Genomic DNA, 14,587 nt, shown 5'->3' with positions numbered 1-14,587 from the left:
GGAGACAACTTGGAATTCTCACAGCTGGCTTGGCTCGTTCCGGTGTTTCCGCTTCTGGCGTTCATCGTTCTGACGGCGTTCGGAAGACAGGCCAGAACCTTTGGCGTGTACACCGGCATTACTTTAACCGGAATTTCCCTTGTCCTATCCGTCCTGATCTTCTTCGAGAGACTGGGGCATACGCAGGATTATACCTGGAATGACTTCGAATGGCTGAAGTTCGGCGACACCGCTCTGCGCTTCGGCTACGAGGTGACGAATCTGAACGCCTTGATGCTGGTCGTGGTTACGCTGGTCAGCTTCCTGGTCAATATCTACTCCAGCGGCTATATGCAGGACGACGAGCGGATTACCGTGTTCTTCGGCTACATCTCGCTCTTCACCTTCTCCATGCTGGGGCTGGTCATCTCCTCGAACCTGCTGCAGCTGTACGTGTTCTGGGAGCTGGTGGGCGTGTGCTCCTTCCTCCTGGTCGGCTTCTGGTACCATAAGCCGGAGGCGAGGGCCGCCGCCAAGAAGGCCTTCATCGTCACCCGCATCGGGGACGTAGGGCTGTTCATCGGGATTCTGCTGCTCTTCTGGTACATGCCGGAGCACAGACTCGATTTCTCCGCCATTCACAACGCCTTCCAAGGCACACCGGCCATCGAAGCCGGCATCGTAACCTGGATCGGCGTACTGATCTTCATCGGCGCTATGGGCAAATCGGGCCAATTCCCGTTACATACCTGGCTGCCGGACGCCATGGAAGGCCCGACTCCCATCTCCGCTCTGATCCATGCGGCGACGATGGTTGCAGCCGGGGTCTATCTGGTGGCGCGGACCTATGATATTTTCCTGGCTTCGGATACGGCTCTCTTGGTCGTCACCGTCGTCGGCGCCTTCACCGCTCTGTTCGCCGCCACCATCGGCACGGCGCAGAATGACATCAAGCGCATCCTGGCGTATTCCACCGTCAGCCAATTGGGCTACATGATGATGGCGCTGGGCTTGGGGACGTGGGCGGCTTACACCGCCGGCATCTTCCACCTGTTCACCCACGCGTTCTTCAAGGCCCTCTTGTTCCTGGGCGCAGGCAGCGTGATCCACGCGGTGCATACCCAGAACATTCACGAGATGGGCGGCGTGGGCCGTCACATGAAGATTACGGCCTGGACCTTCGCCATCGGCACTCTGGCCTTGTCCGGCGTATTCCCGCTGTCCGGCTTCTGGTCCAAGGACGCCATTCTGGCGGAAGCCTACCATAGCGACCATATGGGCGTCTTCATCGTAGGATTGATCGGCGCGTTCTTCACCGCGTTCTACATGTCCCGCTTGTTCTTCCTCGTCTTTACGGGCAAAAGCCGTTCCCATGACCACTCCGGGCATGGCGAACCTCATGAGTCCCCGCTGTCCATGACCCTGCCGCTGCTGGTCCTGGCTGTGCTGGCCGTGGTAGCCGGCTTCGTCTTCGTGCCGGGCATGAACAACTGGTTCGGCGAATGGCTGGCGCCGGGGCACGAGGCTCACGAAGCCATCGACTGGACCGTCGTACTGCTGTCCAACCTGATGGCCATCGCCGGTATCGCGCTGGGCTGGCTCATCTATGCGAAGCAATCGATCCGCCAAGACCTGGTCACATCCGGTGCGCCTTGGCTCTATAAGCTGCTGAACCGCAAATACTACATCGACGAGCTGTATCAAACCGTGATCGTTGCTCCGCTCAGCGGGCTCGCCATGCTCCTGGCCGTCATCGATGAGTTCATCATCGACGGCTGCGTCCGCTTAGTTGCCGCAGGAACCGGCGGCATCGGCCAATGGGGCCGGCGAGTTCAGAACGGACAGGTGCAGACCTACGGCTTGGTCACGGTGTTGTCCATCGTGATCCTGGTGCTGGCTTTTGCGGGAAGGAGGTACTTCCATGTTGGATGATTTCCCGATCTTAAGCCTGATTGCGTTCTCGCCGCTGCTCGGGGTTCTGGCTCTGCTGTTCATCCCGAAGAGCAACGGGAGGTGGATCCGCACCGTAGCCGTGGCGGCGACGCTGATCCCGCTGGCTTTGTCCGTCTGGCTCTACGTGGACTTCAACACGACCAACGGAGGCTTCCAGTATGCGGAGCAGTACAGCTGGATCCATATCCCGTTGGCGCTGGAGAGCAATCTCTCGCAGCAGCTGGAATCGCTGACGATCAAGTTCGACTACACGATGGCGGTGGACGGACTGTCCCTGCCGATGGTGTTCCTGACGGCTCTGGTGGGTACCATGGCGGCACTGGCCTCCAAGTTCATCAAGAAGCGTCACAAGCTGTACTATATCCTGTTCCTGCTGCTCGAGACCGGCATGTTCGGCGTGTTCATGGCCCAGGATCTGTTCTTGTTCTTCGTGTTCTTCGAGGTGACCTTGGTTCCGATGTTCTTCTTGATCGGCATCTATGGCTACATCCAACGGGAGAAGGCGGCCAACAAGTTCCTGATCTATAACGGCATCGGCTCCGCCATCATGCTGATCGCTTTCCTGGCGCTGGTGGCCACGGCTGGGCTCGTACAGGACGGAGGCGCGCTGTACTTCACGGGGCACTACGGAGACATTACCAAGAACCTGTTCGGCGAGGATGTCCAATCCTACGTGAATACGGTCAATCCGGCCAACCCGTTCTATCTGCAGGGCATTATGGAGTGGAGCATCAAGCTGTGGGGCGATCTCTCCTGGACCATCGACGGCAAGACTACGGTGTTCCTGCTGCTCCTGATCGCCTTCGGCATCAAGCTGCCGATCTTCCCGTTCCACACCTGGATGACGAAGGTGCATACGGAAGCACCGCCTTCCATCGTCATGATCCACTCCGGCATTCTTCTGAAGATGGGCGCCTACGGCTTGATCCGCTTCGGTGTGCTGCTCTTCCCGGAGGAGGCCAAAAACTGGGCCCTGGTCATCGCCATCCTGGGTCTCATCAACATCATCTACGGAGCCGTCATCGCCTTCAAGCAGGACGACTTCAAGCTGGTGCTGGCGTACTCCAGTATCAGCCATATGGGCATCGTGCTTCTGGGGATCGCCGCCTTCAACCAGGCCGGTCTTCAGGGCGCGGTCTTCCAGATGATCTCCCACGGGCTCATCTCGGCCCTTTTGTTCCTCCTGGTCGGCAGTATATATGAAAGAACGGAAACGACGGACCTGCGGGAGCTGTCCGGCTTGGCCCGCTCGATTCCCTTCATCGGAGGCATTCTGATGGTGGCGGGCATGGCGTCCTTGGGCCTTCCGGGCTTGGCCGGCTTCGCCGGCGAGTTCCTGGCCTTCCTGGGCATCTTCGATTCCATGCGGGCGGTGGCCATCGTAGGCACGCTGGGCATCATCCTGGCTGCGGTCTACATGCTCCGCGGGGTCATGGGCATCACCTACGGTCCCATTCCGGAGCAGTTCAAGGGCCTGAAGGACGCACGGCTGATCGAGGCGATCCCGATGATCACTCTGGTGGCGTTCATCCTGCTGTTAGGGGTCTACCCGGGAATTCTGACCCAGACGATGCAACAAACCGTCGCCGATTTCGATACATTCATCCAAACCATCACGACCAAGATCGGAGGGTAGACCATGGATCAACTAAACGGACTGAGGCTGAGCGATTTAGGCTATTTGGCTCCGGAGCTGACCCTGGTCATCTCCGCCGTCATCTTGTCCTTGCTCGATTTATTCATGCCGGCGGCACTCAAGCGGACCATCCTCGGATGGCTGACCGTTCTTGCCGTCGCCATCTCCGCCTACTTCGTCATCCAGCGGCTGGGTACCGACCAGCCCATCAGCCTCCTGAACGAGAGCTACCGGATCGACGACTTCGGCAACCTGATGAAGCTGGTGTTCCTGGGCGGTACCGGGCTCATCGTATTCATGAGCCTGGGCACGCTGAAGGAGGACGACGTCCAGCATCAGGGCGAATTCTACTACCTGTTCCTGCCGGCGGTGCTGGGCGCCATGATCATGGCCTCCTCGGGGGACCTGATCACCCTGTTCGTCGGCTTGGAAACCTTGAGCATCACCTCCTACATTATGGTGGGCATCAAGAAACGGAATGTGCTGGCTAACGAGGCCGGGTTCAAATACTTGGCGCTGGGCGCCGTCTCCTCCGCCATCATCCTGTACGGCATGTCCTTCCTGTACGGCATGACCGGCACCACCCGGCTGCTGGAGATCCGCACCGCATTGGAGGGCAGTCTGGATTCCTTCGGACCGCTGGTGTACATGTCCTTCTTCCTGCTCCTGGCCGGCTTCGGCTTCAAGATTGCGGCTGCGCCGTTCCATTCCTGGGCTCCGGACGTGTATCAGGGCGCGGCAACGCCGGTGACGGCTTTCCTGGCCGTCGTCTCCAAAGGAGCGGCCTTCGCCATCGTATTCCGGGTCTTCACAACGGTCTACTACGGCGTCGGTACGGAAAGCTCCAAGGCCCCCATCGGGCATGACGGCTTCCTGGCTATGGCGGCCGTAGCCGCCGCGGCGATGATCCTGGGCAATACGATGGCCCTGCGCCAGACGGATCTGAAGCGGCTCATGGCCTACTCTGGCATTGCCAACGCCGGATATCTGCTGGTGCCGGTGGCTTCCGGCTTCTCCCTGGTCCATTACACCACGTTCCAGGAGATGCTGTTCTACCTGATCGCGTACCTGTTCATGAATGTCGGCGCGTTCGCCTTGATCATGATTCTGGAGCATTCCACCGGCGAGACGGGCTTGAAGGCCCTGGCCGGATTGTACTATCGGGCGCCCTGGACCGCTGCGGCCATGGTGCTGATCATCCTGTCTCTGGCCGGCATCCCGGTGACCGGCGGTTTCTTCGGCAAGATCTTCATCATGCTCGGCGCGATGGAGAATCATCAGTTCTGGCTGGCGGCCGTCATGATCCTGACGAGCGTCGTCTCGTTCTATTACTACTTCGGGATGATCCGCCAGATGTTCATGCGCTACGATGAAGAGGCGAAGGACGTGAAGCCGACTCTGCCGCTGACCATTACCCTCTGGGTATGTGCCGCGGCCGGGCTCTTGATGGGCTTCTTCCCGCACGTGATCCTGGAGGGCATTCAGAACATCTTCTCCCTGGGTACCGATCTCTTCGGTCAGCCTTAACAACCCGCTAGTACCAGCAAGCTTAAGAGCCGATCCTATGAGGGATCGGCTTTCTTTTTTTGCCCGCTTCAGGAAATTCTGATGTATAATGGGTCTTTGGTACCCTTTTGCCATGGCGGGAAGGGGAACATGGTCCGGTTCTCGAATAGGACATGATCGGCTTTGAGTGAACCGGAAGAACCGGAATTACAGCAGGAGCTTTGGAGGGTACGACAGAATGACGGAACGTTCCACTTCATATAGATGGTTGCCGGTTGTAGGCGGAGTCGTCCTGGCTCTGGTCATCGGAATGTTGATCACGATAGGAACGGAGGGTCCCAAGGCGGGCGCCCAGCCGCAGGAAGACGGGGGAACCTGGATCCTGCAGTGGACCGTGGAGCCGCCTCAGGCCTTCTTCGACGAAAGTGAAGTTACCTCGTATTACCGGGAATCCCGGGTTACGGTAGCCCGTCCGGCACCCGGTCGGCAGCTGGACGAGTGGAAGGACCGCTGGAGCCAATATGCCGGCGTGGAGAGCTTCCAGCCGAACCAGCGGGTGAAGGCGGCCAAGATGCCCAATGACCCGTTGTACAGCAACCAGCGTTATCTGAGCCAAATCCGTGCGGAAGCCGCATGGGAGGTGACGACGGGGCGCAACCTCGTGATCGCCGTGGTGGATACGGGCGTGGACCGCAGCCACCCGGATCTGGCCGGGCGTCTCTTGCCCGGGGTGAACCTGGTGGAGCCCGGCACGCTTCCCGATGACGACAACGGCCACGGAACCAACGTAGCCGGGGTGATCGCCGCATGGGGCGATAACGATAAGGGGACGGCCGGACTGCTCTGGAATGCCAGCATTCTCCCGGTTAAGGCGTTGGAAGCCGACGGGAACGGTGATGAAGATAAGCTGGGAGAGGGCATCCGATACGCCGTGCAGAACGGTGCGAAGATCGTGGTGCTCTCTCTGGGATTGAATAAATATTCCTCCTATATGGAGAAGATCGTGGCCGAGGCGGAAGAGCAAGGCGTTCTGCTGGTGGCGGCATCCGGCAATGAGGGCAATGCGGTGAAATATCCGGCTGCGTACAACACGGTGCTGGCCGTTGGCGGGGTAGGTCCGGACAACAAGCCGGAGCGTATGTCCAACAGCGGTCCGGAGCTGGACTTGATGGCGCCTTGGGTCGTGTTCACCACCATGATGGGGGGCGGCTATGGCTACCAGGACGGCACCTCCATGGCGGCGCCCCAGGTGGCCGGTGTGGCGGCCCTGGCGTGGAGCGTCCGCCCGGAGCTGTCCCCGGCACAGGTGCGGAACCTGCTGCGCCAGACTGCGCAGGATCTGGGATCCTCCGGTTGGGACCGCCAGAGCGGCTACGGAATGGTAAGAGCGGACCGGGCCGTCCGGGAAGCGCCGAAGCAGGACCTCTACGAGCCCAATGACCGCCAGGCGGAGTCCCGGCCCATCTCTTCCAACAAAGGCGTATCCGCCTACCTGAGCGCGGGGGAAGAGGACTGGTACGTCTGGGAGGCGCCTTTCGACGGAACGGCCCATTACCGGATCTCCGGCGCAAGCTACGGGTTGAACGTATCCCACGTCCCCGAATCCGACCGGCAGGAATCCGATCTCAGCGACAGGGTGGGATTGGAGGAGGGCGCGGCCGTAGAAGTGAAGAAGGGGCGCCACTATGTCCGGGTCTCCGATTCGGGCAAGCGCCCGGGAACACCTTATGTGCTGGACGTGAATTTCAATATTTACCGGGACGCCTTCGAGGATAACGACCGCCAATACAAGGCCTACCGGCTCCCTGCCCGCAGTCAGCTGATCACGGGAACCTTCGACCATTACCAGGATCAGGACTGGTTCAGCATGACCGTCGAGCAGACGGGAACGCTGAAGCTGAAGGTCACCCCGGATACGGCCCGGATCGATCCGGTCCTGTCCCTGTTCCGCAGGGGGGAACGGGAGTTCACCATCGATCATAACGGAGACGGCCAGCCGGAGAGCTATGAGATCGAAGTGAGGCCGGGGCAATATTACATCAAGGTGGCCAATGTGGCCAGCTATGCTTACCCCGTATCGGGGGAATATACCTTGGACGTCCATCTGGCCACAGCCTATGAAGATCCGTACGAGCCGAATGACAAGTCGTATCAGTCTACGGTGCTGAATTTCGGAGACAATTACTTCGGAGTCATCGATCCGGCAGCGGATACGGACTGGTACCGGTTCCGGCTGGACGGAGAGAGCCTGATCCATGTGGAGCTCGGTCTGGTGCCGGATCCGCAGGGCATCCAGGTACAGCTCTACGATGCCGGCTTGCGGACCCGGAGCATGCCGATGGTGACCCAGAACAGCAACCTTCGCACCGGAGAGGCCCGCCTGCCTACCGGCGTCTACTATCTGAAGGTGACGTCCAGCAGCGGACAGCGCCAGCAGCTCTATGGCCTGCGCGTCCATACGAGCCGCATCGTCGAAGGCTTCTCCGATCTGTACGGCCATTGGGCGCAGCCGGAGATCGTCAAGATGGTCCGGAACGGGTTCGTGAAGGGGTATGGCGGCTACCAGGTGTACCCGGACCAGGCCATCACCCGGGCGGAAGCGGCGGTGATCCTGGACCGGATCCTGGATCTGCCGACCGCGCCCCCGCCCGGCTTCGAGGACGTCTCCTCCGAGCATTGGGCTTATGCAGCCATCGCACGCCTGAACCATGCGGGCATCGTCAACGGCTACAACGAGTCGGAGTTCGCGCCGGACCGGAACATCAGCCGGATGGAGATGATGACGCTTCTGGCCAACGCTACCGGCAGGAAGGGAATCGCCGGCATATCGCCGCCCTTCAATGACGTGGATTACCGCTACTGGGGAGCGAGCCTGCTCCGCCAGCTGAAGGCCGAAGGCTTGGCCTCCGGCTACGATGACGGTACCTTCCGTCCCGAGCGGCTGGCGAGCCGAGCGGAATTTATGTATGTCACCGTCCGGATGCTCGGGCTCTAAACCGGATTGCCAATAAAGTCTACAGGAGGTAGGCAACGTGGGCGTTTCAGGATCGACCTATCAATATTCGATGGGCTTCACCGGCATGGCTTATATCGTCACCGTACTCGTATGCATTGCGTTCGCATGGCTCGGGCTGCAGCAGCTCCGGCTGGAGGTGTTCCTGAAGAACCCCAAGGGGCCGTATGCCAAATTGCTTTTGATTTTTGCCTCCGTGGCGTTGGGGTACCAGGTGGCCAGCTTCTTGATCGCTTATGTGGAGTGGACCGGTATGCTGAAGGGACTCTTCGGATAGAAGCCCTCCGGCCCAACTCGGATCCTTGGCGCGCAAGCCGAATAACATCAAGAGATCTTGTCAACAATGGAAATAGAATCCTTGCCAACGCCTACCACTTGAAACGCCGCTTCTCTTACGAATGCTATGGAAGGTTTGTTCGGACCAGGAGAAGCACAAGGCTCCATAGGGGAGCTTGGGCGCAAGCGATCTGATAAGACGGCAACACCACACTAAGGAACGCGGAGGGATCCAAGATGAGCAAAATAATCGTCCGCGGCGGTAAACGATTGACCGGCACAGTACGGATCGGCGGCGCCAAAAATGCAGTGCTGCCCATCATAGCGGCGTCCATCCTGGCCTCCGAAGGCGAGAGCACGATTCATGACGTGCCTCCGCTGGACGATGTCACCAACATGCACAAGGTGCTGGAATCCTTGGGAGTCCGCGCTGAGTATTATAACGAGACGATTCGGGTGAATGCCGAGAAGGTGGCGACCTGCGAGGCTTCTTATGAGCTGGTCCGCAAGATGCGCGCCTCCTTCCTGGTCATGGGACCGCTTCTGGCCCGGTTCGGCGAAGCGAGAATCTCGCTTCCCGGCGGCTGTGCCATCGGGACGCGACCCATCGATCAGCATCTGAAGGGCTTCGAGGCCATGGGTGCGCAGATCGGCTTGGGGCAGGGCTTTATTGAAGCCCGAATGAAGGGACGCCTGAAGGGGGCCAAAATCTACCTCGACGTCGCCAGCGTCGGTGCCACGGAGAACATCATGATGGCCGCAACCTTGGCCGCCGGCACCACCGTCATCGAGAACGCCGCCAAGGAGCCGGAGATCGTCGATCTGGCCAACTACCTGAACGCCATGGGGGCCAAGGTGAGAGGCGCCGGCACGGGCATTATCCGGATCGAGGGAGTAGAGAGCCTGAAGGGGGCCGTCCATACGGTCATTCCCGACCGTATCGAGGCGGGCACCTATATGGTGGCGGCCGCCATTACCCGCGGTGCCGTCACGATTGAAGGCGCCATCTTCGACCATATGATGCCGGTCATCTCCAAGATGCAGGAGATGGGCGTGGAGATCCGGGAGCTGGAGAACGGCCTGTCCGTCTATGCGGACGGCAAGCTGAAGGCGGTGGACGTGAAGACGCTGCCGTACCCCGGCTTCCCGACGGATATGCAGTCGCAGATGATGGTGCTCCTGGCTGTGGCGGAAGGAACCGGGGTGGTGACGGAGACCGTCTTCGAGAACCGGTTCATGCACGTGGAGGAGCTGCGCCGCATGCGGGCTCACATCTCGGTGGAGGGACGTGCTGCGGTGGTCACGGGAGTCGGCGGGCTGACCGGCTCCAAGGTGTGCGCTTCCGACCTTCGGGCCGGGGCCGCCCTGATCCTGGCGGGACTGGCTGCGGAGGGCGAGACGGAGGTGACCGGTCTGCACCATGTGGACCGGGGCTATGTGGACATCGTGGGCCGTCTCCGCGGACTTGGTGCGGACATCCGCAGGATCGGCGAGGAGACGGAAATGGAAGAGGAACGGACGGATCTCGGCATCTTCGCCGTGCAGCCGACTTGGGCATAGCTGATCTAGCACGACACGGACTCCCGGCTTGGGGGTCCGTGTTTTTGATTGGAACGGGAGAAACGCAGGGGTTCTATCAACTTCGTCTCCCTCATAGGATAGAAGCAATCCGATCATCCTACTACCAATCTTACCAAACGAGGGAGCGCTATGAATCTAACGAACCGGATGCGTCAACAAGTCACTCGATGGATGGCCGCCAGCTTAGGGGCCGCGTTTCTGTTCACCCTGATCTTCGCCCTGCTGTTCCGGGGCGGCCGTTCCGGTGACGATCTCACCCCTGCCGTCCCGCCTTCTGCTGCCGCCTCCGCCAGTATGGTCCAGCTGATCGAACAGTCTTCGCCGGCGGTTCCCGTATTCTTGTCCAAGCAGCAGCGAATCGAAGAGGTGCCGATCGAGGCTTATGTCCGCGGCGTGGTGGCGGCAGAGATGCCGATCGATTTCGAGCTGGAGGCCTTGAAGGCGCAGGCGATTGCCGCCCGTACCTACATTGTCCGCCGTATGAAGGAGCAGGATTCCAGCCAGGTGCCCGTGAAGGGGGCCATCGTCACCGACACGGTCAGCCATCAGGCTTATATTAGCGGGGATGTGCTATCGACCAAGTGGAGCGGCAAGGACGCCGCGGCGAACATGGAGAAGCTGAACCGCGCGGTAGCGGAGACGAAGGGGGAGATCCTCCTGTACGGAGGCAAGCCCATCGACGCCGTCTTCTTCTCCACCAGCAACGGCTATACGGAGAATGCGGAGGATTATTGGGGCAAGCCCCAGCCGTATCTGAAGAGCGTGCCCTCTCCCTGGGACGAGAAGCTGTCACCCAAGTTCAAGACGGTGGTGAAGGTGCCGTACCGGACGTTTTTGTCCAAGCTGGGCTTGAACGGGAGCGTCGCCGCTTCGACGGCCGTCAGCGGCTCCAAGGTGCTGAAGCAGACGGACGGGCACCGGGTAGGGCAAATCCGGATCGGCGGCAAGCTGTTCACCGGACGTGAGGTCCGGGAGAAGCTGGAGCTGCCGTCCTCCCAGTTCGAGTGGCGGCTGAAGGGCTCCGAGGTGGAGATCACCGCCTACGGCTACGGGCACGGGGTCGGCATGAGCCAATGGGGCGCCAACGGCATGGCCAAGGAAGGGAAGAGCGCGGAGGACATCGTCCGCTACTATTATACCGGCGTGCAGATCGGTAGAGCCGACGGGTCCGGCAGCGGAGCCTGAAGGGCCATCTAGCATATTTTCAAAAATTCCTATCACCTCAAGTATAAACCAAATCTATCTGGCAACACTGGTTGATGAGGTGATATAAATGAGTGAACAAAACAAAAATGTTCAACCAAATGGAACCCGCGAAACCAAAGACGCGGTTCCGGCAGCAGTGGCGCCGTCCTTCTCCTGGAAAAGGATGCTCGGGAAAAAATGGGTATTCCCGGCAGTGTACATGGCGGCAGCCGCAATTATTTTAACCTTAATGTGGGTGTATCAGGATGCGGGAACCAACAAGCTGAGCGACGATGCCGCCCTGAACCAGACGGTGACCGACACGGTCTCCACCAAGCCCGCAGGCGATGCCGTAGCCGTCAACGCCCCTGCCGAAACCATGCAGTGGCCGGTCAAGGAGCGGAACGAGGTAGCAGTCAGCATGAAGTTCTATGACGAGAAGGCCACCGACGATGTGAAGCAAGCGGCTCTCGTGCAGTACAACGATCTGTTCACGCCTCATCTGGGCATCGACCTGGCCCGCCAGGACAACAAGGACTTCGACGTGATGGCGGCTCTGAGCGGCAAAGTCACTCTGGTGGAAAAGAACCCGATGGTAGGCAGCCAAGTGGAGATTACCCACAGCAACGGCCTCATCACCGTATACCAGAGCTTGGCTGACGTGAAGGTAACCAAGGGGCAGGACGTGAAGAAGGGCGACATCATCGCCAAGGCCGGCCGCAACGAGCTGGAGCGGGATCATGGAACCCACCTCCACTTCGAGGTTCGCCAGAGCGCCGATGGCCAATCGGTGAATCCGGACCAATTCCTGACTGCGACGGATGCCACCGCAAGTGCGGCCCAGAAAAAGTAAGGAATGCTTTTCCATCGTGATCAGCCGGAAAGCAGGGGATGCCCCCTGCTTTTTTGCTTTTTTGGAGGGGAAAGGAGGAATTAGGCTTGTCACGCTTGGAAACAAAGCATATATGGACTCCCTGTTCATATAATGTACCAAACTATCTCGAGCAGGGAGGCGAGGGGCGTGCACGATTACATCAAGGAGAGGACAATCAAGATCGGCCGCAGTATTGTGGAAACCCGCAATACCGTCCGCAGCATAGCGAAGGAATTCGGTGTGTCCAAGAGCACGGTGCATAAGGATTTGACCGAACGGCTGCCGGAAATCAATCCCGAACTGGCAGACCAGGTGAAGACCATCCTCGAGTATCATAAATCGATCCGCCATTTGCGGGGAGGAGAAGCTACCAAGGTCAAATACAAGAAGACACGCCACTCCAAGAGCCCGGACCAGCTGGTTTCCGCCAAATCCTAAAGCCATCCCGCGCCCCCATGAAAGATTCGAAGCTATTTTCTTCTGAAAAAGAGGAATCTACGATTTCATGTCGAAAATTATACGAAGCCTGTTTACATTTCAGCACCGGTTCTTTTCATTGGGACGGACGGTTGGTTTAGGAGGAAAAGAAGTAATGTTGAGCAAGGATATTGGAATTGACCTTGGGACGGCGAACGTTCTCATTCATGTCAAGGGGCGCGGTGTGGTTCTTGACGAGCCTTCCGTCGTCGCCATCGAGAGCGACACGAAGCATGTGCTCGCAGTCGGCGAAGACGCGCGGAAGATGGTTGGCCGTACCCCCGGCAACATTGTGGCGATTCGCCCTCTCAAGGACGGCGTCATTGCCGATTTCGAAGTGACGGAGAAGATGTTGAAGTACTTCATTGCCAAGATCGGCGGCAAGAAGTGGTACAGCCATCCCCGGATTCTCATCTGCGCTCCGACGAACATCACGTCCGTCGAGCAGAAGGCGATCCGGGAGGCGGCCGAGCGCAGCGGCGCGAAGGAAGTGTACATGGAGGAAGAGCCGAAGGCGGCAGCGATCGGAGCCGGCATGGACATCTTCCAGCCCAGCGGCAATATGGTGGTGGATATCGGCGGAGGTACGACAGATGTTGCCGTTCTCTCCATGGGAGACATCGTCACCTCCTCCTCCATTAAGATTGCGGGGGACAAGTTCGACAACGCCATCATGAAGTACATCAAGAACAAGTACAAGCTTCTCATCGGCGAGCGCACCTCGGAGGACATCAAGATCCGCATCGCGACCGTATTCGGGGACGACCGTTATGAAGAGATGGACATCCGGGGACGGGACATGGTGTCGGGTCTGCCTCTCACCGTAACGATCAACTCCAATGAAATCCGCGAAGCGCTGTGGGAGCCCGTATCGGCCATCGTCACCTCCGCCAAGTCGGTATTGGAACGGACCCCGCCGGAGCTGTCGGCGGATATTATCGACCGCGGCGTGATTCTGACGGGGGGCGGCGCTCTGCTTCACGGATTGGACATGCTGCTGGCCGAGGAGCTGAAGGTTCCGGTGCTGGTGGCGGAGGATCCGATGCATTGCGTGGTGAAGGGGACCGGCATCATGCTGGACAACCTGGATAAAGTGATAAAAAGAAAGTACTGATCTGCCGATATAAAGAATAGCGTGCGGCCGCCCGGAAGGGACGGTCCGCCAGTTCAAGCGCGGAAGGGGCATCACGGACATGTTAAGGGGCTTATACACGGCCGCAGCCGGCATGATCACGCAGCAGCGTAAGCATGATACGATCACCAACAATATATCGAATCTGAATACGCCGGGCTTCAAGCAGGGAAGCGCCGTGTCCCGTTCGTTTCCCGAGATGCTGATCTCCGCCTTGGGTGCGGGCGCTCCGGGCGTGGTGAAGAACATCGGCAAGCTGAATACCGGCGTATTGGCGGAGGAAGATCTCTCGATCTATCTGCAGGGAGACCTGCAGGAGACCAAGAGCCCGCTGGATGTGGCGATCGTGTCCAATATCGTGACCGATGTGACCGGACAAGCTCTGCCGCCCTTCGATAAGTCGGGTAAGTACGTCACGCCGGAGGGGGAGCGGATCTTCCAGCCCCAAGCGTTCATCACGGTGCAGAACGAGCAGGGAGAAGAGCGCTACTCCCGGAACGGGAAGCTGACGGTGAATGTGGAGGGCCAGCTCATCACCCCCGAGGGCTACAAGGTGTTAGACACGAACGGACAGCCGATCCTGCTCCGGGACGCCAACGGCCAGATGATCGCCAACGTGAAGATCCTGCAGAACGGTACCTTCCTGGATGCCGTGAATGGCCAGCCGCTGCTGGACGCAGGCGGGAATCCGGTGACGCTCTTGATCTCCCGGGTGGAGAATCCGAACCGGATGATCCGGGAAGGCAACGGGGTATACCGGCTCAATGAAGAGGACGCCGCTACGGTCACTCCGGCGGTGATGAACGAGGAAGTCCAAGTGCATCAAGGCTACATCGAGCGGTCCAATGTGGACCCGACCCAATCGATGATCGATATGATGGCGGCGCTGCGGGCGTACGAGACGAACCAAAAGATGGTCCAGTTCTACGACAAGAGCCTGGAGAAGGCCGTCAACGAAGTAGGAAGAGTATAAGA

General features: G+C 59.3%; 11 protein-coding genes. All 11 read left to right on the top strand.

Going from position 1 to position 14,587, the window contains the following annotated elements:
* Positions 1-9: 9 nt before the first annotated feature.
* The 11 genes from nuoL (at position 10) to ACSEXW_RS17565 (ending at position 14,585) form a co-directional block, all read left to right on the top strand.
* Positions 10-1,911, top strand: coding sequence for an NADH-quinone oxidoreductase subunit L (nuoL, locus tag ACSEXW_RS17615; RefSeq protein WP_438447481.1), 1,902 nt, complete (start codon positions 10-12; stop codon positions 1,909-1,911).
* Positions 1,901-3,568: a complex I subunit 4 family protein gene (locus ACSEXW_RS17610; RefSeq protein WP_438447480.1), complete on the top strand. Its 1,668-nt coding sequence runs from the start codon at positions 1,901-1,903 to the stop codon at positions 3,566-3,568. The genes nuoL and ACSEXW_RS17610 overlap by 11 nt, the downstream gene beginning before the upstream one ends.
* Before the next feature lie 3 nt (positions 3,569-3,571).
* Positions 3,572-5,095 carry an NADH-quinone oxidoreductase subunit N gene (locus tag ACSEXW_RS17605; RefSeq protein ID WP_438447479.1) on the top strand — a complete coding sequence of 508 codons (1,524 nt, stop codon included), beginning with the start codon at positions 3,572-3,574 and terminating at the stop codon, positions 5,093-5,095.
* Positions 5,096-5,312: 217 nt separating this feature from the next.
* Positions 5,313-8,069 carry a S8 family serine peptidase gene (locus ACSEXW_RS17600; protein ID WP_438447478.1) on the top strand — a complete coding sequence of 919 codons (2,757 nt, stop codon included), beginning with the start codon at positions 5,313-5,315 and terminating at the stop codon, positions 8,067-8,069.
* 37 nt (positions 8,070-8,106) lie between these two features.
* Entirely contained in the window at positions 8,107-8,364 is a 258-nt protein-coding gene (locus ACSEXW_RS17595; RefSeq protein WP_438447477.1) for a DUF1146 domain-containing protein, read from the top strand.
* 236 nt (positions 8,365-8,600) lie between these two features.
* A complete protein-coding gene (gene murA, locus ACSEXW_RS17590) occupies positions 8,601-9,923 on the top strand; it encodes a UDP-N-acetylglucosamine 1-carboxyvinyltransferase (RefSeq protein WP_438447476.1) in 1,323 nt (440 codons plus the stop codon).
* Positions 9,924-10,073: 150 nt separating this feature from the next.
* The gene (gene spoIID / locus ACSEXW_RS17585) at positions 10,074-11,129 is read left to right on the top strand and encodes a stage II sporulation protein D (RefSeq protein WP_438447475.1); all 1,056 of its coding nucleotides are present in this window, start codon (positions 10,074-10,076) and stop codon (positions 11,127-11,129) included.
* Between the two features lie 88 nt (positions 11,130-11,217).
* Positions 11,218-11,982 (top strand): peptidoglycan DD-metalloendopeptidase family protein, encoded by a 765-nt coding sequence (locus tag ACSEXW_RS17580; protein WP_438447474.1) that lies wholly within the window; start codon positions 11,218-11,220, stop codon positions 11,980-11,982.
* A gap of 168 nt (positions 11,983-12,150) precedes the next feature.
* The gene (spoIIID, locus tag ACSEXW_RS17575) at positions 12,151-12,441 is read left to right on the top strand and encodes a sporulation transcriptional regulator SpoIIID (protein WP_438447473.1); all 291 of its coding nucleotides are present in this window, start codon (positions 12,151-12,153) and stop codon (positions 12,439-12,441) included.
* Between the two features lie 154 nt (positions 12,442-12,595).
* Entirely contained in the window at positions 12,596-13,594 is a 999-nt protein-coding gene (locus ACSEXW_RS17570) for a rod shape-determining protein (protein WP_438447472.1), read from the top strand.
* A gap of 79 nt (positions 13,595-13,673) precedes the next feature.
* Positions 13,674-14,585: a flagellar hook-basal body protein gene (locus ACSEXW_RS17565; protein ID WP_438447471.1), complete on the top strand. Its 912-nt coding sequence runs from the start codon at positions 13,674-13,676 to the stop codon at positions 14,583-14,585.
* Positions 14,586-14,587: the final 2 nt, after the last annotated feature.

This window comes from Oryzibacillus soli, from assembly GCF_051594765.1.
GTDB lineage: Bacteria > Bacillota > Bacilli > Paenibacillales > NBRC-103111 > Paenibacillus_AR.
This window is presented reverse-complemented; position numbering and strand designations above follow the sequence as displayed.